Genomic DNA, 22,976 nt, shown 5'->3' on the forward strand with positions numbered 1-22,976 from the left:
GCATCGCCCGACTGCACAACCTCACCCTTGCCGGGTGACGGAGAAACAGGCAGGTCATCCAGCACGTCAAAGATCATTTACGGGACAACGCTTAGCCACGGACGCGCGATTAGCCCGTTGTCCTCGCAGAATCGGACGAAGACGCAGCCCAGCACCCACGCTGCCGCGACCTGCATGACCCGTTCGTCGCGCCATGTCTCGTACATGGCCGCTGTCCGCCCGGCGGCGCAGGCGCGCGCGTACTCGTCTGCGAGCCGGTCCCGGTACTCCTCTTCCGAGTCGCTGCGCGCCCGCAAGTCGTCCTCCAGGAGCGCGACCTGCTTGCGGAGGTCCTTCAGTAATCCATCCTGGCCGCTACCGCGTGCGCTCACTGTCCCAAACCCTCTCGATGTGCGGCCCAGATGGTGGCCAAGTCCTTCAGGAAGCCCTCGGTCAGTACCACGCGTTCCGCGTCGCCGCCGGTTATCTCTACCGTGCGCCCGTCCAGCTCAGGTCCAGCCTGCGGATTGTGCGATGGGGTGAGCAACCACAGTCCGTGCGGTCGGCCGCCAGGCTTGCGCGCCCCGGATTGCAAGCCGACCAGTAGGTCGTGCCCACCCGCCTCGTAGTAGTGCGCGAGCAGCCCGGACGTGTGTACGAACAACACCGTCCCCGGCTCCCGTGAAGCCGTCTCCTCCAACCGCGCAGCGACGCGAGGCCAGACCCGGACCACGAACGACCGCAGCCCGCCTGGGAGTTCGCCGCTCCTTGTGTACCGGGTGTCCGCGCCCAGTACCTTGGACCAGTCCGTGCCGTGCTCACCGGCTAGCGCTCGGAATTCCTCCAGAAAGACACGCGCCAGGCTCACCGGTGTGACCGGGAATGCCTCCGCCACCGCGTCCGCAACCGAACCCGTCTCACCCCGTAACCGCTTGACGTGCACGTTCAGCGCGAGGAAACCGCCCTCCCGTACTGCGGAGTCGAGCTTCGCGGCGAGCAGCACCGACGGCTCGCGCCCGGCGGCGGCTCCCGCCGCCAGTGCGCGAGAGGCTCCGGTCACCGTGCCAGTGGAGGAGTACAGCCAGCTGCTGCCGGTCACCGCCGAGACCGGCACCGGAGGCTTGAAGCGCGCCTCGGCCGTCTCGTACGTCAGCGGGAAGCCAGCCTTCTTGAGCGCGTCCTCGACCTCGATGTACGTGGGCTTGCCCAGCACCATCTCGGGGAAGCGGGAACGCAACCGAGCCAGCAGCCCCTCCAGGCTGATGCCGACCTCGCGTCGTACACCCGCCGCGGCCTGTGAGATCTGAAGAGCCCGCCACAGCTCCAATGTCCGGGGGTACAGCTCAAGCCGGGGCGAGGCCGCGACACCTACCGAAGTCGCTGCGGCCAGGGTGACGAGCCGGGCGTCCGGGAGCGGGTCCATGCCTTCCGGTGTGCGCACCGCACGCAGGTCGCGGAGCGTCGCGGCGCGGTCCGGCAGCGGTGTAGCGGCGGCGATCTTCTCGGCGGCCTCGCCCAACTCTATGGCGTATGCAGCGAGTTCATCGGAAGTCGGATCGTCGGAGCCGTCCAGCGACTCCAGGGCTACGATCAGACGCCCCCGCCGCCGCATCTGCGCGAGCCGGGGCTCATGGTCCTCGTCGCGGCCGGTGAGGAGGGTCTCGGCGGCGACAGCGGCTCGTACGACGGCGAGTGCGGCGGCCTCTGTGCCCTCGGTGGATTCGCTCTCGGAGCCATGACCCGCGCTGAGCACCCGGGCCAGTTCGCGGGCGGTCATCACGCGTCCTGCATCCTGGACGGCTTCCACCAGCTCACCGCACAGGAGGGTCATCCAGTCCGCAGAGGCCCACTCGCCGATCGCCGATCCTAGGTGCCTGGAGACCGTGTACTCGGAGGCCTTGACGGATTCCGAAACCTGCCGGTTGGTAGGCCAGGCGCCCGGCTCCGCTTTTCCATCGAGCCCGAGCCAGGCCGCGACGACCTGCGGCCGCTTGTTGTCCTTGCGACCGGCCAATACCGGGTTGAGGAGCGCGGCGAGCCTTTCCACGTTCTGCCGGGCCTCATGCTCGGCGCCGAGCATGTCGTCTGCCGCTGGCACCGTGGGCTGTACCGGCACGGCCACGGCCTTGGGCTTCCTCGGCCGCAGGGCAGACGTCCACTGACGGTGTCGTCGGTTGAGCTCCTTCTTGACGACCGCGCCGATCCCGCGCTTGCCCCGGAAGCGGGGCAACGGCACATCCAGTAGCTCGCGGACTGTCACCGCGCCGAGTTCCTCGGCCACAGCCGCCGCCCGCTCGGTCAGCCCTGCATCCCTGAGGGTCGTTCCGAGCTTCGCCCTCTCCGCGTAGAGATCCCGGATGTCGTCCTCGGAGAGCCCCTCCGGCAGCCCGCCGGCCCCCAGTATCGAGACGGTGTCGGTGGTCGGCGGAGGCTGGGTGCGGTCGGCCTCGGTGAAGATCGCCCGCCAGGCGTCCCGCATTTGCCGCAGCGACTCGAACCTGCGGTTGACGTCCCGGTGCAGGGCCCGCTCGAAGAATGCTTCGAGACCGGGCCTCAGAACCCCCACGAATGCGTCGGCGGCGAGCAGTGGTAGCTCGTCCTTCAGCGCTGTGAGCGGATCGTCCGCGCCGTTGCCCCACATGGGGCGCTCGGCGGCGGCCATCTCGTGCAGGACGACGGCGGCGGCGTACCGCTCCGCGTAGTCGTCGTAAATAGGACGCCGTGCATCGCCCAGAAACGGATCGAGATAGCCGCGGGTGCCCGCCTTGATGTCCCGGTCGGAGACATTGGCCAGGGAGAAGTCGAACAGCACGAGCTGCTGCTCGTCGTCGTCCCGGACCTTGATCCCGAGATTGGAAGGCTTGAGGTCGCGGTGGCGCATACCTCTGGCCGCAAGGTCGTCCAGCGCGGTGAAAAGGTCCTCGCCGAAGGACGCCAGTTCCTCGTAGCCCAGCTGCCCATGGCTGGCCAGCCGCTGGCCGAGTGTTTCGGGGCCCGCGTACTCCAGAGCAAGGACGGTCCGGCCGCCAATGGTCCGCGGACCTTCGTACAGTTTGACGATGCGTCCGCTGCTGATCTGTTGAAGGGCTGTGGCCTCGGAGGCGAGACGCTCGTTCTTGTCTGCGTCCAGGGCGACCTTGAGGACCCGCTCTTCCGCCGCCCTTGTGCCGCGCTCGTCCTCGGTAACGCGTGTCACATACAGCGCACGTGCCGTGGCACCCGAGCCGAGGACTCGCTCGACGGTCCAATCGCCGTCGACGGCCTGACCGGGGGTGGCAGTGAGGGGGTCGGCCTCCACGGCGACGGCCTGGGCGGCGCTGGCCTGTTCGGCATTATCGAGTTGCTTGAGGAAGGCGTCGGCCGAGTCCAGCCGGTCGTCGACGGAGGCTCGGGTGGCGGCGTACACCAGCTCGTCGAGTCCGGCGTCCATGGCGTCGCTGACCGCATACATGTGCAGTCCGCCGTCGGCCGTGAGTCGCTCCTTGAGCGCGGTACGGGTCTCTGCGGGAGGCATCCCGGTCAGGATGTGGTGCGCCACCGCGCCGATGCCGAAGACATCGAGGTCCACCGGGTCCGGGTAGTCGGCGTCGGTCTCGGGTGCGAGGTAGCACTGGGCGGCGTCCTCGATGTGCTCCCCAGTGAAGGAACTCTCGCCCAGCGAGCGCAGTGAGGTGGTGTCGAAGTCGCGGGCGGACGCCTGCCAGTCGATGATTCGCAGAACGGGGTCGCTGCCGCTCTCGCGTGCGCTGACGTATACCGAACGGGCCGCCAGCGCACGGTGATAGAGCGAGCGGCGGTGGGCGTAGCGGACGGCCTCGGCGAGTTGGCGCACCATGTCACGGCGTACCGCTTCAGTCAGTTTCGCGCCGTACACGGCAAGGTAGTTGTCCAGCCGCAGATCGCTTTCCCGGTGGCGGAAGAGGATAGCGGGACCGCCCTGATGCTGGCGCAGGGCCACGGCCTGGGCGATACCTCGGTGGGCGATGCCCTGAAGCACCTGATACTCGCGCTCGGCGGCACGGCTCGTAGAACGCCGCTTTTCCTCGCTCGCCTGCTGCTCGACGAGATAGACCCGGACCCGGCCTTCGTCCATCAGAGAGCCGGTTTCGGTGGAGCCGTCGGCATTCAATACGTTGAGCACGGCCGTGCCTTCCCGACCCGTGCTGCTATGCGGTCCTACTCGATGACCAGAAGTCGATCACTCGGAAAGGTATGTCCGTCGCGTTCCAATCCGAGGCCACTCCACAAGTCATGAGCATTGCTCGGAACGATATGGCCCCCTGGCCACACCATGTATGCGCGCATCGCTGCCAGACTCTGAGGCGCTGGGTGTAGGCCGCACAGAAGGCCGAACGGCCGGAGGCTGCCTGGATCGCTGCACTGCGTGAGTAGGCCGAGCGCGCGGAGACGGAACGCGACATTGTCCGTTTAGATCGGGGCGGACCATCTACGCTCGTAGGCTGAGAGCTGCCGATCTGGGGGCGGGATGACGGGGGCGATTGAGCGGGCGGTTCGCGCTGCGGAGAAGCTCTTTGACATGGAGGGGTTGGCTGGCGCGGCGGATATACCTGAGCCTGAAGGAGCGGATGCGACGCATGCCGCGGTCGCTAAGTTGGGTGAACTCTTTGCCAGGTTGCCCGGGCAGATGCGGTACGGCCTGGAGCGTCAGCGTGAGAACGGTGGGGATCTGTCCACCGACCGTCTGCAGGGGTTGTCGGAAATCGTGCAGAACGCCGATGACCTCGGGGCCTCTCAGGTTCGGATTCTCGTACGTGACACAGAGCTGCTCGTCGCTCATGACGGGAGTCCGGTGCAGCTGCCGGACGTCATGGCGCTGGCCATGCCCTGGTTGACCAGCAAAGCCGAGGATCCCGACTCGACGGGCCGCTTCGGGATCGGGCTGATGACTCTGCGACGGCTCTCGCCCGTACTGGAGGTGTACTGCTGCGACTACCGGGTGCGGATCGGTGATCCGCACGTGGCTGTCCCGGAGCCCTACCCGATCCCCAAGGCTGTGGCCGACGACGGTTGGACCGTTCTGCGGATGCCTTTCGCAGAGCCTGGACTCATCGCCAGCGAGGATGTGGACGAGTGGCTCGACGACTGGGGAGACGGGGCGCTGCTGTTCCTCGACCGCGTCCGTACGGTAATCCACACGGATGAGGACTGCAGCGCCCGGCGCGAGCTGGCGTTGCAATGGGGTGAGGCACAGCACCACGAGGCAGCGGTGGGCGGTGTCGCGACCACGGTCACGACGAGGACGGCACGTGCTACGGATGGCGAGTCCTGGAGTGTGAGCCATGCAGTCATCCAGAGCCCCGAAGGAGTAAGCCGAACGCGCAAGGCCGTTGGCGACGAAACAACGCTCGCTGTCGCCCTGCCACAGCACGGCGTGGAGGCCGCCCTTCATGCAGCGCCTGGGCGCCTGCATGTAGGGCTTCCTGTCATGGAATTGGGCGTACCCGTCTGTGTGAGCGCGCAGTTCGACCCCAACCCCAGCCGTCAGCAGCTGAATGACACCGACTGGAACGTTGCCCTGTGCCCCTTGGTTGCAGATCTCTGGGCGGCGGCGGTGATTCGGCAGTTCCGGCAGGATCCGGCGGAGGCATGGCAGAGCGTGCCGCTACCTGGTGACGTTCAGCAGACCAAAAGCCCTGTATCCGCCCTGGAGAAACTCCTGCTGGACCGGGCCCGAGCGAAGGTGTCACACGAACTACGCCTGCTGATGCCTGGGGAAGGCCGCAGCCTTGGTCTCTCGCACCTCGCTGTGGCGGACGCGGCACTTATCGGTGTGCTCACCGAGGCTGAGATCGCCGGTGTGGTGGAACGCGAAGCAATCCTGCCGGAGCTGGCACGGGATGCCGGTGGCCGGTGGCGCGATGTTCTGGAGGACTGGGCGGAGAACGGCGGCGCGGCGCCAGCGAACGTCGGTGTCCAGGACGCGTTGAAACTGCTCAATGACACGTCCCGTACACCGGAGGCCACGGTGGCCCTCGCCGCGACGGCTATCGGGGTCGATGAGGCGATCCCGCTCTTGTGGCTGCGGTGGCTGGTTGACGTCGACGGGGAGCGATACTCCGTCCCGGGCGCCGACGCCCCGATCGTCTTCACGGACCAGGCTCGTGGTCTCTCCGCAGCTCTGGGATTCAGCCGGGTCCTGCACCAGGCCTATCTGGTGCCTACGGCCGAGTCGAGCAGGGTCCGTGATTGGCTAGGCGAGCGGGGTGTTTTTGTCACCGGCGAGGATCCGGTGCCGGCCGTTCGGCGGCTCGCGGCCCGTGGTGCCCGCCGTGACAACGGCCCATTGAGCCTGGATGACGGGCAATTGCTTGCCTTGCGTGACGGATTCCTGCGTGTGCCGGCGAAGGAACGCATGGCGCTGGGCCGCGATGTGGGTAAGGCGATCCTCCTCAAGGCTCGGCGGTACGGATCTGACGGGCAGCGCGAGGATGTCGAGGTCGCCCCTGCCGACTCGTATCTGCCGGCTGGTCTGGACGGTGCGGACCGCGAGGGTACTTTCGAGCTAGCCGCTGGTCGGGTACGCGGACTTTCCTGGCTGCGTTCCCGCTATGTCCAGGTTCTGCGAGGCGCTGGCACCGGTCTGGGAGCACAGGCGTTCCTGCGGTTGCTCGGTGCCTCCACGACACCCCGGCTTCGCGCGCACCCGAAGGCCGAACACCGGTACAGCGGCTCGTACCCTAACGAGGGCGTGCGGGTGAGCCAAACTCCTCACCCCAAGGAGCGCAGCGACCATCTACGGGCCAAGGGCGCTACGTTCACCCTCCATGAATATGACAGCCCCGTCTTGGCGGCCGTTGCGCGGGACATCGCCCGGGAACAGGACGCGCTGGCGAGGCGACGCAGGGCTGCCGCTCTCCTGCGGGTACTCAGACGTACCTGGAGCACTCTCTCCGAGCACGCCACGGTCCGCGCAGTGAAGGACTCGTACGGCTGGGTGGACCTCGGTGAGACGGACGCCTTCTGGCTGTGGCAGCTCAAGTACACGCCTTGGCTGGACAACCGGGACGGGGTGCCCACCGCCCCAGCCGACTTGCGGGAGCGGACGACCGGCACTGTCGCCGTCTACGGGGACAACGGGGCCGGGTTCCTCCACCAGGATCTGCAAGAAGTGGTGGGTAAGCGGGGAGAGGTGCTGACCGCTCTCGGCGTCACCGGTGAGGCTGGCGTTGATGACCTGCTCAAGTGCCTGCGCGAACTGCGACAAGAGAGCAGCCGGAGCGGCTTGCATGATCACCCGGCTGCCCGGATTCTCTACCAGGCCCTGGCGGAACGCCTCGCCGAGAACCGCGGGCGAATGGCTGGCATGCTCGCAAAAATCACCCGCGCCTTTAACAGCGGAACAGGGCTGGTCCTCACCACCTCTGGGTGGCGCAAGCCACGGGACTGTTTCCGCGGACTCGCGGTCTTCGGCTGCTGGGGCACCTTCGCCCCAGCCCTGGACGACGACGAGGCGTTCTGGAAGGCGCTTGGCGTTCCAGAGCCCGGTGTGGACGATGCCGTCGCTGTCATCAGAGAAATCGCCAAGGAGACCAAACGGCAAGAACTCTCCGAGGCAGATGCCAGCACGGTCGAGGCCGTCGTGCTTCAGACGCTACAGCTACTTGCCCGGCTGGCCACGGCACGACCTGAGGAAGCGAACGCCACCCGCCTCGGACGGCTGCCTTTGCGGACCAGCCACGGTTGGTTTAGCAAGCGGCCCGTCTACGCGGTCGACGCAGCGCTGGCCGATGCTCTAGGAGAGCAGGTCCCGGTCTGGCTGCCCGGAGCCGAACTCGAACAGTTCCGGGCGTTGCTCGGGCCACTCCGCGTGCATGAGGTGAAGCCGCAGGACATCACGCCCTGTTCTCCGGACAAGGCGCCCGTGGATCCGGAGGCCACTTCGTTGATACGAGCAGCCCTTGCTCTGCTGCGCGAGGATCTACAGCGCAACGCGTCCGCGATCGCGCGATCCCTCAACGGGTCTTGGGACGAACTCATCGCCGTAGAAGTGAGAGTCGCGCCGCGAGTGGAATGCCACGTTCACCTGCTCGACGCAGAACCGGTTCTGGTGCACATGGGCACGGCGCTCGACCTGCCGACCAGGAGCCTGTACGCGGTGGACAATCGCGCCTTGGGTCGGGCCTCCGAGATGGGCCGAACCGTAGCCGCCCTCTTCGCACAGGGACGAAGGGAGGTGGCCCACGCCTGGGCGGCCGCGTACGACGAGGCGGAGAAAGGGCGCGAGGCGGTCCGGCTGAGCCTGGCCGAGGAACAAGCGGAGAGGGACAGAGCCGCGGCCGATGCTGAGATCGCGCAAAGGCTGGTATCGCTCCAGGAGGAGCACACTGAACGCCGCGCGCAAGCCGGTGACAAGGGCAGATCCAGTGTGCGTCCTGCCACCGGAAGAAGCCAGGGAACTTCGGGCACCGTTCCAGCCGTCAGTAGCCCTGCCACGGTGCGGCGACAGCTCGTCGATCCAGAGAGATTTCGCCTCGTGGACGACGGCCGCATCACGACAGGAACCCCTGCCGTCATCCACCCATCGGGGGAAGACCGGGCCCAGTCCGGGGTCACCCTGCCGCGCCCCCGGACGGAACCGGCGGTACCAAGTTCACAGTCGGTACCGCGTTCTTACACAACGGTCGAGCAAGAGGCTGTGGCCATCCAGTTCCTGGCCCAGGTATTGGGGGCCGAAGCAGAACCTCAGTGGCTTCGAGATCTCCGTGCACAGCACGGTCTGGGTGCGGATGCCGTGGACCGCCTGTCCCGTTTCTACGAACTCAAGACCATGTATGGGCCAGAGCAGGACACGGTGACCTTTACGCCTTCAGAATTCGAGCGTGCCGCCTCCGAGGAGAACTTCTTCCTTGTTGTCGTCTCCGGATTGGAGCAAGGCGCGGCAGGCGCACCGTGCGTACGCCTCATTCCATACCCGCTGCACCAACTCGTCGTTCGATCAAGCAGCAACGTAACCCTGAGTGGTATCAGGAAGACACAGAGCCTTGTCCACGACTTCACGCCACGGGAGTGAGATTGACGAAGCCCTCGGAGGTGCCGCCCCGGCCATGCTCGGCGCCCGGGGCTCAAGCCTGATCGGTAAGGGCAGGGAGAGAAGGCCTGTTCCAGATCGTCCTCGGCCGGTTGCTGTCCGACATCGCGCAACGGGCGACGCGCGTTCGATCGCACCAGGCCGCCGCGAAGTACGGGTCTCTCGATGCTTTCCGGAGTGAGGACGCTGGTCAAAGAACTCCTGTCCCTGGCAGGTTGAGGTCGGGCGGGTAGCCCTTTGCGCGGAGCCAAGTGTCGAGGGCCAGAGTCACAATGTCTCCGTGCGGTATATCGGTATCGGCGTTGTAGCGGCGGATCCGGCGCTGGAGCTGGAGAACTTTGGGGACGGCATAGTTGAGTTGACCGCGTTTGGTGGGCCGGTTACTGATGACGGCCATAGTGTCCGGGTGCGGCGTAAGAACGTCATCGGTTGGCTGGCGCTCGGCGTCGAGCGCATCTGCGATTTCTCGCAGTCTGCGGGCGTAGGGGAAGTGATCAGGCACGAGAGCGACTCCGTTCGGTCCGGCTAGGCGGATAGCTATCCGCCTATTGGGCTATTGGAATGTCGGCGCGAGGGGCGGCCACCCCCTGGGCGTGGGGAGGCCACCCCGTTCACTGCGGTTGGGTTCAGAACCCGCGGGCGGTGAGCCACTCGTCCAGGGCGACCGAGACGATGTCGCCGATGGGCAGGTGGTCGAGTTCGTTGTCCAACGCGAAGCGTTTGATCCGCTTCTTCAGCTTCAGCGCGGCGGGGACCGACGAGTCGAGGCTCTCGCGAGCGATGATGCGCTGGTTGAGAACCACAGCAGCCTCGGGAATGTCCTTAGGGCGGCCGGGACCGCGTGTATGCGGCGTTCCCTCGCTGGGCTCCTCATATGGTCCTGCGCCCTGTTCCTGGTGAGGCCCCGGACCATCGCTTTTCACAGGGAACGCTGTACCGCCGGCCACCCGAGGAACGGTCGTACGTACCGCCACTTCGCGGGACGAGGGCGCGGCAGGAGGCGCCCACGCGACGTGACGTGGACCGTGCTGCGCAACAGGCTCGGCCGGCTGCGTGGAGGCTGCTGGTTCGTCGGCCGAGACCTCCTGCGACGTCCTCAACTCCGCTGGCTCACCAGCTGGTTTGGGGGCGATAACGGCTGGGCGAGCGGGTCGGCTGGCGGCAGGTTCCTGCTCGAGGCGGCGGGCCTCGGCCTCGGCGGCGCTCTGTGCCGCTCCGGTTGTCGTTTCGGCCGAGCCCTCCGCTGCTGAGTCGACGGGAGCGTGGGATGGAGAGGGATGCTGCGGCAAGTTGGCGGCGGGGCCGCCTTCGGGCTGGGCGGCGGCCTGTTCGGCGGCGAACTGCTCGGGTGTGAGTTCGGCGGCCGGGGGAGGGGGCGTCGGGGTCACCCTGTTGGCTCCGCCCAGAGTGCGACCACTCGTGCGGCGGGCCGGGGGCCTCATGCGGTCCGTCATGCTGTCAACTCCTCCATCAGCTTTGTGTATTCGCTCAGTTCGGTGGGGATCTCGCCGAAGGCCTCCATGTAGTGGACCCAGGAGTGGATGGCAGTGTCGGCGAGCGGGAAGGGTTCGTCGCGGTCGGGGCCGATGCCCTCACCCTGGGCAGGCTCCAGGAGCTTGTCCCGGGCGTTGCGGGGGAGGCTGGTGCGGTCGTCGGCCTTCACCATGACCACGTGGGCAGTGACGTCCCGCTGGTTGCGGGCGGCGGCGCGTTCCGCCTCGTCGAAGGTCGCCACGAGCTTGCGGCGCTCGATCTTGGTGGGGGCCACAGGGACGAGCAGGAGGTTCGCTTCGGTGACGGCCTCGTGGAACAGCTTCGCGCTGCCACCACCGGCGTCGACCACGATCGCGCCGAACTCGGCGTGCTTCTCACGGATGTACTCGGCGATGTCCTCGAACGGGTACCGCTCGACCACCAGGGTGCCGGGAATCTCGAAGCCTGCGGCCTGGGCGACCTTGAACCAGTCGTAGGCGGACTGACTGGACGCGTCGGCGTCCAGCAACAGCGTGGGCAGGCCGAGCACGACGGCGTAGTAGAGGGCGATGAACCAGGCGGAGGTGGTCTTGGCGGTCCCGCCCTTGAGCATGCCGACCACGATGACGAACGCGTCCCAGACGCTTCCGGTGGCCGCGGCCACGGTCTTATGACGGGTGTTCTCGTTCACGTGTCCTTGATCTCCTGCATCGGGAAGGGGTGTTGTTCCGCGCATATCGGCCGCCGGAACCGATGTCGGGTTATGGCTGTCGTCCGATGGCGGGGGTGCCCGAGCACAAGTGGTGTGCCTGAGATCGCGGGTCGGTTCCTTGACCTGTCCGGTACGTCGGCCGACACCGGTGATGCTGGGGGTGCTCATGACGGCTTCCGTGGAGCGCGAGCCGGACCGTGGTCGTGCTGGGGACGCATACGGGTGTCTGCTTGGAGCAGAAGCCGGTAGACGGTGGCGACGGAGTAGCTGCACTCCTTGGCGAGTGCGGGCACGGTGGCGCCGACTTCGTAGCGCGCCCGCAGAGACAGAGCGAGCTTCTGCCGCCTGGCGGCACGCGCCGCAGAACGGATCTGCACGGTCTGCTTCGTGGTGCGCACGGAACCGCCGGCCTCGACGAGCAGGCGACGGGCAACGACCCTCGACTTACCTGCCACCGCGGCGAGTTCAGTGAGGGTCGCTCCGTGCTGCTCGTAGAGGGTGCGCAGATGGACGGCGAGACGCCGGCGTGCTTCGGGGTCCGCTCGCATCCGGCGGGTCTGCCACGAGGTGCGCATCACGGTCCCGGCCTCGCGTAGCCGGTTGAGGAGCGTGCCGTACGACAGGCCACTCGCAGCCATGAGTTCCTCGACCGTGGCACCGGACTCGTACCGTTCACGCAGGGACTGCGGAGTCGGTGGTTCACCGTCCAGGGGTGTGCTCGGGGGGCGTGGGTTCATGCTGCGGACTCCCATTCGCTGAGGGCTTCGGCATGTGCGGCGGCCAGTTCGTCGTAACTGCGCTGGTCGGCGGGGGTGATGAGGATCAGGCGGCCGTCGGTCGCGATCCGCCAGTCCGGGGTGGGCCGTCCGGTGACCGGGTCCAGGACGCATCCGTCCCTGGCTTGCAAGGCGGATGTGACCTCATCGGGTCGGGGTGCCGGGACAAGGACCTGGCACCCTTCGCGGACGATCACCACAGCCTTGCTGCGGTGCTCCGACAGCCGCTCCAGCACCTTGCGATATGCCGCGCGCTCGGCAGCGTGAAGCGCCTTGCGCCTGGCCGCGATGCCTGTGGTTCCATGCCGCTGCGCAACGGAATCCCACCCCTGCGCCGGCTCGGCAGCCTCGGCGTCCACGGTCTTCGGAGTACTGCTCCCGAAGCCCTCCAAGGCGCGAGATGTGAGGGCCCACGTCTCACCGGTGTGGTGGACGAGGCCGTGGTCGCCCAGACGTCGCAGGGCGCGGTATGCCGTGGCGCGGGAGACCGAGGACGAACCGACAAGTTCACCGACCGTCTGCGCCGGGCGGGCATGAAGCGCGCCGATGATCAAGAGCGCGGCGCTGCCCAGACCGTGGTGTGCGAAGGCATCGTGGCCCATCAGACGGCCGATGACGCTGGAATCGATGTCGGCCGACACACCTGTCTCAGGGGTGGGCCAGTCCTCAAGTGCCGGGTCGGGGGGGTACTGAGTGGTCCGGAAACGAGATCGCGGAGCGGGAATGCCGTCGCGGGCGGTCCTGCCGTCGTCGAGGTACCAGGTCGAACCCTCGCGGCCATGTCCTACTCGCAGGCGTCGCAGCCAGCCTCGCGGTTTGAGGACGGTCTCATAGACGACCCGGAGGGTCGTCCGCGAGATCCCTGCCTCCTCCGCGGTCTGCCGCTCGCTGGCCTGGTGCAGAGGGCCGCCCGCGATCTCGGCGAAGTCCAGATGGGCCCGCAGTACCCGCAGCGCGGTCCGGCCTCGTTCCCCGCGCCAGGGGGTCGTCTCGATCCTGTCGCGCAGCGCGGCGAGCACCTCGTGCGCATGGTGGCGAGACTCCAGCACTTTTGTGCTGCTGACAGCATCCGAGGCGCTGGCCCACACCCGGCGCATGTAGTCCAGCGCGCGTGACTGACCGGAGCGGACCGCGATGTGCCGTGCGTGTCTGCCGCCCTCGTGCTCGGGGTGCAGCAGCAACTGCGCCAGCTCGTCCACGCTTCCGCCGGCGCGAGCCACGTGGCAGGCAATGGCCGCGGTGATGCGGTGACCGTGCTCGGCCGCGCCCTGGCGGTCCTCGCGCAGGACAAGGGTCCGGCGATCGGAGCTGAGCCTGCTGTAACTGCCTGCCGCATAGTGGCCGGTGAGGTCGCCGAGCAGGATCAGGTCAGCCGCAGATCGAGGCAGGTGGCGAAGGCCCAGTCGCTCGTGCGGGTGAGGAAGCCATCGGTGTGAGTCGGTCTGGTGGGTGCTGTGTGCCACTGTGGAGCCGTCCCGCAAGGACAGAGACGCCACCCAGGCCCGCTAAAACCACGGGTGGAGTCCGGAACCGACCTCCAATCGGTGCCAGCGAAGCCTCCAGGATTTCCGGTCCTGGAGGCTTTATTACACCTGGCTCCGATGGAAGGCAGGCATCCCCATCACGGCTCGACCGAAGACAAATCAGAGCTCTCGTCAGGGTCGCCACCCATGATCCGCACCCGTCAACTCGGGCCTCTAAAAGGCCAGTTGCAGAGATCGCTGCCTCTGACTGCCTCTGAGTGGCCTGGGTCGAACCCGGGTCGAATCAGAGCGGTTTCCTCTGACTGCCTCCGATCGCCTCTGCAACCCGTCCTAGCAGGTTGCAACCGATCCGATCCTCGAAAGCGCAGGTCAGAAGGGTGCGTCAGGAATACCCGGCGTACAGCCCGACTCGTCTGCCGCTCTCTGTTTCCAGCCGCCGACCGCCGTATGCCACGTGAGGCGTACGGCGGCCGGCGATCTCGGCTTCGTGTCAGCAGGTCGGTACGTCCAGCCAGGCCGCGCCCTTGATGTAGATGTTGGTCATCCAGGATCCGTCCGTCAGCTTGGACCAGGCGTCGTTGGTGTAGCCCTCGGCCGTGACCTCCTGGGCGTGTGCCTGGCAGACGACGTTGACCGTGGTGGGCTGGGCGAAGTAGTCGACCACGCCGGCGTTGACGTTCGGCTGGCTGTGGGTGCGTACGCCGGTGCCCCAGGTCTGGTAGGGCTTGCTGCCTCCTGAGGGCGGCGGGGTGCTGCTGCCGCCGCAGTCCGGGATGCCGGGCAGCGAGGCCGGGCCCTTGATGTAGATGTTGGTCAGCCACGAACCGTCGGCCAGCTTGGACCAGATGTCGTTGGTGTAGCCCTCGGCGGTGACGGTCTCGGCGTGCTCCTGGCACTGGACGGACACCTGGGTCGGACCGGCGAAGGTGTCCACCACGGCACCGCGCACGCTCGGCGTGGAACGGGTGCGCACCCCCGTGCCCCAGGTCTCGAAGACCGTGCCGCCGTTCGCGGGCGGCGGAGTGGGCGTGCCCGACCCGTTGACCCGGATCGCGCCCGCGTAGTCGCCCCCGGTGCGTACGGGTGCGACCCGGATGTGGGTGCCCGACTCGTACGCCTCGACCATCTGCCCGTTGCCCAGGTACATGGCGACGTGGTGGACGTGCCCGCTGCCCCAGAACATCAGGTCGCCCGGCAGCAGCGGGGCGGTGCCCTGCGCGGCGGAGAAGCGGGCCGAGGCCTGCGAGCTGTGGAACTGGTCGTTCGCCGTGCCGTTGAGCAGGTCCTTGCCGGTGGCCTGGTAGTAGGCGTAGCGCGTCAGGCCGGAGCAGTCGAAGCCCTTGCGCTCGTTGTCGTGGAGGCTGTCGGGGTCCGAGCCGTCGTAGTAGCCGTAGCTGGCGCCCGGCGTGGCCGCGTGTCCGCCGCCCCAGCTGTACCAGACGCCGATCTGCGAACAGGCGGCGTTCACCGCGGCCTGCGCGGTGGCCGAGGCGCCCGGTGCCAGGACACCGCAGGTGGCGTCCTGCGCGGCGGCGTGGGCCGGGGTGGAGATGAACGCGGACAGGGCGAGGACCGAGGCCCCCAGGAGCGCGCCGCTGGTCCGGCGGCGCGTGCTGCTGGTGTTCAAGGAAGTCTTCCTTCGCATAGTCGTGTGGGTGCCGTGTGGGTGGCGTCGCCGGACGGGCCGGGGACCGCGCTGGGGACGCTCGTGCCGCTCCCCACCCCCGTGGGGGAGCGGCACGAGCTAGTTGCCGAGCGCGTCGCGCATCTTGGCCAGGCCGCGCATCCGGTTGCGCTGGACCGTTCCGCGGTGGGCGCCGAGCCGTTCACCCGCGGTGTCGTGGCTGAGGCCCTCCAGGTCCACGAGGATCACCGCCGCGGCCTCCTTCTCGGAGAGCACGCGCAGCAGCGCCAGCGTGGTCTGGGACGCCTCGTAGGAGGCCAGCCCGCCGTCCCAGCCCGATTCGGGCAGCCGGTCGGTGGACTGCTCGCGCCGGGAGGGGTGCTGCCACGCGTCGCGCAGCAGGTTCAGGGCGACGGTGCAGGCGTAGGCGTACGGGTGCTGCTGCCGCGTCAGGTTCTGGGCGCGGGCGCGCCGGGAGAGCCGTAGGTAGGTCTCCTGCAGCAGGTCGTCGGCGTCGTGCGGGTTGCCGGTCAGTGCCAGCAGCCGTCGGCGCAGGCGTGGCATGTCGGCGGCGAAGGACGCGTCGAAGTCCTTCGGACTCATCCGGTCGCCGTCCTCGCGCCGCGGTGGCGGGACGGCGCAGGTTCCGGTCTCCATGCTGTTTCCCCCTGGGTCGTGAACTCGGCCGTACCGTGCGGTCGTTGGGCGTTCCGGTCGGTGGCTGGTCAGGCCGTCCGGCCGGGGGTGCTGGAGGCTGGGGTCTTTTCTAACCAGTAAAAGCCCACTGCGGTGGTTAGAATTGCCCCCGGCTTCCAGCACCCCCGGCCGTCGGGCCGGGTGGGGTGGCGGGGCCGTAGCGGGCGGCCGGTGCCCGGCGCAGCAGCGCCCAGTACCGGTCGCCGTACGACCAGTGCCACCATTCGGTGGGGTAGTTGACGAAGCCGGTCGCGTCGAGGGCCCAGCTCATGAGGGCCCGGTTGAGGCGTGCCTCGGCGCTGATGCCGGGCGCCTGGGTGCGGCAGGCGCCGTCGCTCTCCTCGGGGGTCGCGTTGACCTCCGTGCCCAGCGGCAGTTCCCGGCCGTCCTGGTCGCACAGCGTCAGGTCAACGGCCCCGCCGCTGACGTGCGGTGCGACCTCCGGCGGGGAGATGTACGCGCTCGCCAGCTCGCGGATCCGCTCCGGCGACGCGTCCGGGTGGGCCCGGCGCATGGTCTGCGCGTACTCCTCGAAGTACCGGCGCTGCAGATCGGGCGGCCGGTACCCCTCCACCACCAGGAACCGGACCCCGGCCGGCAGCAGCCGCTGGGCGCGCACCAGCCGCCGTAGCGCACCGGCCCTGAGGTGGGCGTAGTCGCCGTCGTCGTCGGCCTGCCGGTGGTCGATCCGCAGGTCGCCCGTGCCGCGCAGGTCGGCCAGCGGTTCGCCGCAGTCGTCCTCAACGACCGCGGCGACCCGGGCGTCCGAGAGGGTGATGATCTCTGTCACGTGCATCAGCATCGCGGACCCCGCTGCAACTGCTCTGCAAGTTGCCTGTAGGCGGCCCACCAGGACTTCTGCAGTCGTACGGACGGCTACGGCGGCGCCGTTCGGGAACCACCGGTCAGGGGCGGGGCCAGTGCAGGTCGCCCCGGAGCGGCCTGCACCAACCGGGGCCCGGCGAAGTCGCCTCGGAGCGGTCGGACGAAGGCGCGCCGTAGCCCCGTACGGACTACCCGGCGCCCGTGGCCGGCTCCTGTGCCTCGCGACAGCCCAACTCCCGGAAGACGCCGAGTGCTTCGGCCCTGGCCGCCCGCGCCGCCGACGAGTCGCCGAGTGCCTCCCGTACCTCGGCCAGGTCCCGAAGCGTGCGGGCCCGCCAGAGTGGCAGCCGCAGGGTCTCCCATGTCGACAGTGCCCGCTCCAACGGCTCCCGCGCGCTGTCCGCATCGCCGGCGGCCAGATGCCACTCGCCCAGCGTGCGCAGGACGAGCGCCTCGCCGAAGCGGTCCTGGCGCTCGCGGGCCACGGTCAGGCACCGGCCGAGCCGCGCCCGTGCCTCTTCGAGGCGGCCAAGCCTCAACTCCGTCTTGGCCAGCGACTGTTCGGTGTACATCACCCCGAAGGTGTCCTGCAGAGCTGAGAAGATCCGCAGTGCCTCGTGCAGTTGTCGCTCGGCGTCCGCGAGCGCGCCCTCGGCCCGGTCGCACAGGGCCAGCGACCGCAGGGTCAGCGCCTCGCCGTGCCGGTCGCCCTCCGCGCGGTACAGGTCCAGTGCCCGCCCGAGAGCCTCCCGGGCCTGCGCGCCGCGCCCCTGCTCCCGGTGCACATATCCGATGCCGTACAGCACGCGGGCGCGGGCGCCCCGCCCGGCGGACTCCCCGTACCGCTCCAGCGCCCTGTTCAACAGCTCCAACGCCTCGGCGTACCCGGCCTGTTCGCGGCGGGCCGTCCCCATCCCGGCGAGTGCGAGCGCCACGCCCTCGGGCACGTCGCCGCGCGCCTCGAACAGGCGCAGGGCCTTACCGAAGTAGGTGTACGAATCCTCGAACTCGTCCTGTTCATAACGCAGTTGGCCAAGACCCGCGAGCAGCCACGCCTCTCCCACGTCGTCCCCGCCGCGGTGTACGGCGGCCATGGCAGCGGCGTGCGAGCGGGACCAGGCGTCGAACTGGTTGTACAGGGCGGCCGAACTCGCGATCAGCGCGCCGGCCAGGTCACGGGCGGCGCGGACCATGCCGTGGTCGGCGCAGTACTCAACTGCCGCTAGCAGACAGGCCTGTTCGGCGGCGAACCAGGACGTGGGCCGCTCCAGCAGCTCCTCCTCGGTTTCCGCGTCGAGGGGCCGTACGGCGGCGGGTTCGGGGAAGCGCCGGGCGGCTCCGCCCGGGCCGAGGGCGGCCGCCTTCTCGGCCAGCCCCAGCCAGGATGCCACCAGCCGCAGCACGGCCGCCGTACGCTCCTCGGGGCCCTCCTCGGACAGGCAGCGCTCGCGGGCGTGTTCGCGGGCCAGGTCATGGATGCGGTACCGGCTGCGTCCCGTGTCGTCGACGCCGATCACGTCGATGAAGTGGCAGTCCACCAGCCGCTCCACCGCCTCCTCGGCCTCCTCCGTGCCGATGTCCAGCAGCGGGGCGGCGATCCAGGCCGCGAAGTCCGGCAGGTCGAGCAGGGCCAGTCGGCGCAGCGCCCGGCGCTGTGGCGGGTCGAGGTCGGCGTAGCCGAGTTCCAGGCTGGTGCGCAACTCCAGGTCCCCGGCGCGCAGTTCGCTCAGCCGGCGGCGTTCGTCGCGCAGTCGGTCGGCGAGCCGGCCGGGCGCCCAGTGCGGGCGGGCCGCCAGCCGGGCGCCCGCGATGCGCACGGCCAGCGGCAGCCGTCCGCACAGCGAGACGATCTCCGCGGCCCGCTCCGGCTCGGCGCTCGTGCGGTCCGGTCCGGCGACGCGGCGCAGCAGTTCGAGCGCCTCCGCCTGGTCGGGCACGGCCAGGTCCAGGTGGGCGGAGCCCTCCAGCGCAACCAGTCGGCGCCGGCTCGTGACGAGGACGGCGCAGCCCGGGCCGGGGGGCAGCAGGGGTCGTACGTGCGCCTCGCCCGCCGCGTTGTCCAGGATCAGCAGGACGCGCCGGTGTCCGATGCGGGTGCGGTACAGCCCCGTCAGCTCCTCGACCGAGGTCGGCAGGGTCTCGGGGTCGGCGCCCATGGCGCGCAGGAGCCGGGCGAGGGCGTCGACGGGTTGCAGCGGCGCGGTGTCGGCCGCCCGCAGGTCCACGAACAGGCGGCCGTCCGGGAAGAGTTCGGACATACGGTGGCCGACATGCACGGCGAGCGCGGTCTTGCCCGTGCCGGACCGGCCGGAGATCACCCCGATCGGTGGAGCCGTGCGGCCCGCCTCATCGACCCCGCCCACCAGCGAGGCGGCCCAGGCGATCTGCTCGGAGCGGCCCACGAAGTCGGCTATGTCCGGCGGGAGATGGGACGGTGCGGGCCACGCCCGGGGGTCGGGCGTGCCGCGGTTGCCGCCCGGCGGCGGCTTCGGGGGCCCCGCAGGTCCCCGCCCGGTGCTGTGCGGGCGTGCGGTGCCCGCCACCTGTGTGTCGTTGGTCAGTACCGCCTGGTGCAGTGCCTGCAACTCCGCGCCGGGATCGATGCCCAGCTCCTCGCGCAGGACCGCGCGGCCCTCCCGGTACGTGCGCAGGGCGTCGGAGACGCGGCCGGTGCGGACCAGCGCGGTCATCAGCTGACCGCGCGGCCGTTCCCGCAGGGGGTGGGCGGCGACGTGCGCGAGCAGCGGAGCGATCGTCCGGTCCGCGCGGCCCAGATCGAGCTGCAGTCCGAAGGACTCCTCCTGGGCGATGAGGCGCAGTTCGGCCAGCCGGGTCGCCTCGATCCGGGCGAACGACTGGCCCAGTCCTTCCAGCGCCTCTTGGCCGCGCCACAGCGCCAGTGCCTCGGGCAGCAGGTCGGCGGCCTCCTCCAGGCGGCCCGCCGTGGCAGCGGCCCGGCCCGAGGCGAGCAGGTCCTCGAACCGGCGGGCGTCGATCTGGGACGGTTCGAGGTCGGCGACATAGCCCGGCGGTCGCGTCCGGACCACGACGTCCTGCGTGACCTGGGCCAGTGCCCGGCGTACGGCGGAGACATGGGTGGCCACCAGGGCGCCCGCGGTGGCCGGTGCCTGCTCGTCCCAGACGCAGTCCACGAGCCGCTCGGTGGAGAGCACCTCGCCGAGGTGGACGACCAGTGCCGACAGGACCGCGAGGGGTCTGACGCCGCCGAGCGGGGCCCGCCGACCGCCGGCCCACACCTCCACCGGACCGAGCAGCCGCACTTCGAACATCGTTCCCCGATCGCCGCACCACCCGCCCGATGGAGCACGGCAAAGATAGCGGCGAACATGCCCACGACATAGCGAAGGCACAGCGACGGCCGGACCGCCGTGACCGGATTCGATCGATTCGGCGGACCGGTGTCCCTCACCTGCAACGTCAGGGCAGGTGACGCCTGTTGTTCGCGCCTCGGTCAGCGGTCGGCGCTCCTCCTTTCTCTCGCCGGTTGGCTGGTTTTCGCCGGTCGGCGAGGCCTGTCGCGTGCAGGGATGACGGTTCGCCGGCCGCCCTCGTATGAGCGCCGGAGAAAGAAGAAAACCTTGTGGTCCAGGGGCATACGGACGGGACCCGTGGGGCGTCAACGGCTCGAAAGCATCACGTCCGTTCGACCCGAGCCCCGGGAGCCGCCCCATGCACCGCTGGACCTTGGCCCTGCTGACCGCCGGTCTGCTGGCGACGACGGCCACCGGATGCGCGGGCACCACGACCGCCCCCGGGGCGTCCGGGAGCAGCACGTCCCGGGCCGCGGGCAGCACGGCGGAGACGCTACGGCTCGCGGAGCAGCTCCTCATCAAGAAGTGCATGGAGAAGGAGGGGCACAAGTACTGGGTCGAGCCGCCCGGCCCTGACGACGTCTCGATCCGGTTCCCCTACGTCGTGGACGACCCGGCATGGGCCAGGGCCCACGGCTATGGCACCGATCTGCGGCGGGAGCGTGAGGCCGAGGTCCGGAGTGATCCCAACCAGCGGTACTTCCACTCCGTGCCGGCCAAGGCCAGGGCCGTTCTGGTGAGCGACCTCAACGGGGCGCGGCCGCAGGGACTCTCGGCCCGGCTCCCGAACGGCATACGGGTCTCCCACAGCGACCAGGGCTGCCAGGCCACCGCCGAACGGCGGCTGTACGGGGATCTCCAGGCCTGGTTCCGGGCCACCCGGGTCACCGACAGCCTGGCCGGCACGCGCGTCGGCCTCGTGACGGACGACAAGCGCTACAAGGCGGCCGTCAAGCCGTGGGCGCGCTGCATGCGCGAGCGGACGTACACCTACGCGGACCCCGCCCGGGCCCGGTCCGCGGCCACCCTGCCCCAGACTCCGTGGCCGCACGCCAAGGAGGTACGGCTGGCCTCGGCCGAGGCGGCCTGTGCCGTCTCCAGTGGCCTGTCGTCCGTGGCGGAATCCCTGGACTCCGAGTACCGGGACCGGCTTCGGCGAAGCCACCCCCGGGAGACGGCCGATCTCGCGCGCCTCAAGCGCGAGGCGCTGCCCCGCGCCCGCGCGATCGTCGCACGCGGCGACTGAACCCGGCTCGCCTCCCCTCCCACACACACAGACCACCACGGCCGTCGAGCCGTGGGCGCATCACCCCACCGTGGGCGTATCACCCCACCACAACGAAACGAGGGAAACCATGTCCGTCAAGCGTCTCCTCACCGTCGCCGCCTCGGCCGCCGCCGTCGCCGCGCTCTTCTCCCCGGTCTCCAGCGCCAGCGCGCTGGACGCGGGCACCCAGAAGACCGCGACCGCGCAACTCTCCGGGGACGGCTACCTCCACGTCTACACCCAGCCCTACGGCGGCGGCCGGGAGTGCAAGTGGTCCGGCAACTCCGACAACTGGGGCAGCTGCCGCAACCTGACCTCCGACATCTGGAACAACGGCTACGCGGGCGGCCTCGACGCCGTAGACCTGTACACCGCCCCCAGCGCCGGCGGCGCGCACGCCTGCATCAGCCAGGGCGACAGCTGGCCCGACACGACGACCGGCAACTACACCTTCACCTACGGCGCGGGCCTGTCGCAGTTCGGCAAGAGCGTCAACAACAACATCTCCTCGCACCGCTGGGTGGACTACTGCAGCCAGGGCTGAGGACCCGATGGGCTCGCCCCGGTACGCCTGCGCACAGGTGTACCGGGGCGACCCGCGCATTCGTGCCTCCCTGCCAAGTGACCGTCATCACGAGCACATCCCGGGCAACCACGTGACGTCCGATCAGCCCAGAACATAGGTTGATCGCCGTTGATCGTTGCTTTCATCCGCTGTGCGGAGCTTGTGCGGAAGTGGGTGGGCATATGGGGCGCCCTGAAATACCGGTGGACCCGGACGCGGGGCCGGTGCAGGGGCTCGCTCATGAGCTCAGGGAGCTGCGCAGGGCGGCCGGTGGTCCGTCGTACCGGGCCATGGCCGACGCCGCGGGATGCACGGCGGCAACGTTGTCACGGGCGGCCGGTGGGGAGCGGCTGCCGTCCCTCGCCGTGCTCCACGGGTATGTGCGGGCCTGCGCGGGCGACCCGGCCGCGTGGGAGTCGCGGTGGAAGGAAGCCGAGGCCGAGGTCGCCGGGCTGCCGCGCGACGATGCGGACGAGGCGCCGCCCTACCGGGGGCTCGTGCGGTTCGAGCCGGGGGACCGGGAGTTGTTCTTCGGCCGGGACCGGCTCATCGACGAACTCGGCGCGCTGGTGTGCGGGCATCGGTTCGCGGTGATGTTCGGGGCGCGACCGTCTTCGCGCCGGCCGGGAGCGCTGCCTCGACCTTGGCCTGCTGTACGGCCGAGGTGCCTGCGGCCAGCCTCAGCACCGAGCCGGAGTCCGCGACGCCGAGCGCGGAGTGCGCGGCGGCGATCTTGTTGAGCTGCTTCCACTGCCCTTGAGTGGGCTGCCCCTGGGTGGACTGGCTGGACTGTGCCGACGTGGTGGTGGGCGAAGAGGTCGCCCACGCCGGAGCTGACACCGAAAGGGGCGCCGTGACAGCGGCGACCGTTGCGACGAGCGCCAGCACGAGGCGCTGCGAATTCCTTGCTGATCTCATTCTCTTCCTTCTGCTCAAGCTGCTCAGGGGATGACCCTGACCAGTGACGTTGGCAGTCGGAAGGTTGTTGCAGCAGCCCCTGCCACCACGTGAATCAATCGCGCGGCGGTCAGTGGGGAGGGAGGCGGAGGGGACGGAGCGGGGAGGGCTGGTGCCGTCGGGATGGGTCCACGGGGCGGCGCGCACCCCCCCCCGCCCCCGGCCCGGGGCCCCCCAAAACCCCCGCGTGGGTGAGGGATTGGGTGGGCCCCCCGGGGACCCCGGGGGAAGGGGGCC

At 69.4% G+C, this 22,976-nt stretch carries 15 protein-coding genes; 5 read left to right on the top strand and 10 right to left on the bottom strand.

Annotated elements, in window-relative coordinates:
• Positions 1–77: 77 nt before the first annotated feature.
• Together ACFWP5_RS44415 and pglW are read right to left on the bottom strand one after the other, a co-directional pair.
• Positions 78–371: a hypothetical protein gene (locus ACFWP5_RS44415; protein WP_384170569.1), complete on the bottom strand. Its 294-nt coding sequence runs from the start codon at positions 369–371 to the stop codon at positions 78–80.
• Positions 368–4,120, bottom strand: coding sequence for a BREX system serine/threonine kinase PglW (gene pglW, locus ACFWP5_RS44420; RefSeq protein WP_384170571.1), 3,753 nt, complete (start codon positions 4,118–4,120; stop codon positions 368–370). The genes ACFWP5_RS44415 and pglW overlap by 4 nt, the downstream gene beginning before the upstream one ends.
• A 345-nt stretch (positions 4,121–4,465) precedes the next feature.
• Here pglW and ACFWP5_RS44425 point away from each other — a divergent pair, with 345 nt between their 5' ends.
• Together ACFWP5_RS44425 and ACFWP5_RS44430 are read left to right on the top strand one after the other, a co-directional pair.
• Positions 4,466–9,010 carry a sacsin N-terminal ATP-binding-like domain-containing protein gene (locus tag ACFWP5_RS44425; protein ID WP_384170573.1) on the top strand — a complete coding sequence of 1,515 codons (4,545 nt, stop codon included), beginning with the start codon at positions 4,466–4,468 and terminating at the stop codon, positions 9,008–9,010.
• A 298-nt stretch (positions 9,011–9,308) separates the two neighbouring features.
• Positions 9,309–9,557: a hypothetical protein gene (locus tag ACFWP5_RS44430; RefSeq protein ID WP_384170575.1), complete on the top strand. Its 249-nt coding sequence runs from the start codon at positions 9,309–9,311 to the stop codon at positions 9,555–9,557.
• Positions 9,558–9,654: 97 nt separating this feature from the next.
• On the opposite strand, the gene ACFWP5_RS44435 is transcribed toward ACFWP5_RS44430, so the two are convergent.
• From ACFWP5_RS44435 to ACFWP5_RS44470, 8 genes are all read right to left on the bottom strand, one after another.
• Positions 9,655–9,831 (bottom strand): hypothetical protein, encoded by a 177-nt coding sequence (locus ACFWP5_RS44435; protein ID WP_384170577.1) that lies wholly within the window; start codon positions 9,829–9,831, stop codon positions 9,655–9,657.
• 647 nt (positions 9,832–10,478) lie between these two features.
• Positions 10,479–11,192: a ParA family protein gene (locus ACFWP5_RS44440; RefSeq protein ID WP_384170579.1), complete on the bottom strand. Its 714-nt coding sequence runs from the start codon at positions 11,190–11,192 to the stop codon at positions 10,479–10,481.
• Between the two features lie 185 nt (positions 11,193–11,377).
• On the bottom strand, positions 11,378–11,950 hold the full coding sequence (locus ACFWP5_RS44445) for a helix-turn-helix domain-containing protein (protein WP_384170581.1): 573 nt from the start codon (positions 11,948–11,950) through the stop codon (positions 11,378–11,380).
• On the bottom strand, positions 11,947–13,485 hold the full coding sequence (locus tag ACFWP5_RS44450) for a transcriptional regulator (protein WP_384170583.1): 1,539 nt from the start codon (positions 13,483–13,485) through the stop codon (positions 11,947–11,949). The genes ACFWP5_RS44445 and ACFWP5_RS44450 overlap by 4 nt, the downstream gene beginning before the upstream one ends.
• Before the next feature lie 478 nt (positions 13,486–13,963).
• Entirely contained in the window at positions 13,964–15,100 is a 1,137-nt protein-coding gene (locus ACFWP5_RS44455; RefSeq protein WP_384170585.1) for a C40 family peptidase, read from the bottom strand.
• 117 nt (positions 15,101–15,217) lie between these two features.
• Positions 15,218–15,754, bottom strand: coding sequence for an RNA polymerase sigma factor (locus tag ACFWP5_RS44460; RefSeq protein ID WP_384170587.1), 537 nt, complete (start codon positions 15,752–15,754; stop codon positions 15,218–15,220).
• Between the two features lie 136 nt (positions 15,755–15,890).
• A complete protein-coding gene (locus ACFWP5_RS44465) occupies positions 15,891–16,583 on the bottom strand; it encodes a M15 family metallopeptidase (RefSeq protein WP_384170588.1) in 693 nt (230 codons plus the stop codon).
• Positions 16,584–16,806: 223 nt separating this feature from the next.
• A complete protein-coding gene (locus ACFWP5_RS44470; RefSeq protein WP_384170590.1) occupies positions 16,807–19,908 on the bottom strand; it encodes a BTAD domain-containing putative transcriptional regulator in 3,102 nt (1,033 codons plus the stop codon).
• Positions 19,909–20,308: 400 nt separating this feature from the next.
• Here ACFWP5_RS44470 and ACFWP5_RS44475 point away from each other — a divergent pair, with 400 nt between their 5' ends.
• The 3 genes from ACFWP5_RS44475 to ACFWP5_RS44485 all read left to right on the top strand — a co-directional run bounded on the left by ACFWP5_RS44475 (position 20,309) and on the right by ACFWP5_RS44485 (position 22,522).
• The gene (locus ACFWP5_RS44475; protein ID WP_384170592.1) at positions 20,309–21,196 is read left to right on the top strand and encodes a hypothetical protein; all 888 of its coding nucleotides are present in this window, start codon (positions 20,309–20,311) and stop codon (positions 21,194–21,196) included.
• A gap of 109 nt (positions 21,197–21,305) precedes the next feature.
• Positions 21,306–21,761 carry a hypothetical protein gene (locus ACFWP5_RS44480; protein ID WP_384170594.1) on the top strand — a complete coding sequence of 152 codons (456 nt, stop codon included), beginning with the start codon at positions 21,306–21,308 and terminating at the stop codon, positions 21,759–21,761.
• 311 nt (positions 21,762–22,072) lie between these two features.
• On the top strand, positions 22,073–22,522 hold the full coding sequence (locus tag ACFWP5_RS44485) for a hypothetical protein (protein ID WP_384170596.1): 450 nt from the start codon (positions 22,073–22,075) through the stop codon (positions 22,520–22,522).
• Positions 22,523–22,976: the final 454 nt, after the last annotated feature.

The organism is Streptomyces sp. NPDC058469, assembly GCF_042721125.1.
Taxonomy (GTDB): Bacteria; Actinomycetota; Actinomycetes; order Streptomycetales; family Streptomycetaceae; genus Streptomyces.

Excerpts from the sequence above, each read along its gene's own strand:
- ACFWP5_RS44475 (WP_384170592.1), top strand. The coding sequence starts at position 20,309 with ATGCACCGCTGGACCTTGGCCCTGCTGACCGCCGGTCTGCTGGCGACG.
- ACFWP5_RS44445 (WP_384170581.1), bottom strand. The coding sequence starts at position 11,950 with ATGAACCCACGCCCCCCGAGCACACCCCTGGACGGTGAACCACCGACT.
- ACFWP5_RS44485 (WP_384170596.1), top strand. The coding sequence starts at position 22,073 with ATGGCCGACGCCGCGGGATGCACGGCGGCAACGTTGTCACGGGCGGCC.
- ACFWP5_RS44425 (WP_384170573.1), top strand. The coding sequence starts at position 4,466 with ATGACGGGGGCGATTGAGCGGGCGGTTCGCGCTGCGGAGAAGCTCTTT.
- ACFWP5_RS44470 (WP_384170590.1), bottom strand. The coding sequence starts at position 19,908 with ATGTTCGAAGTGCGGCTGCTCGGTCCGGTGGAGGTGTGGGCCGGCGGT.
- ACFWP5_RS44480 (WP_384170594.1), top strand. The coding sequence starts at position 21,306 with ATGTCCGTCAAGCGTCTCCTCACCGTCGCCGCCTCGGCCGCCGCCGTC.
- ACFWP5_RS44460 (WP_384170587.1), bottom strand. The coding sequence starts at position 15,754 with ATGGAGACCGGAACCTGCGCCGTCCCGCCACCGCGGCGCGAGGACGGC.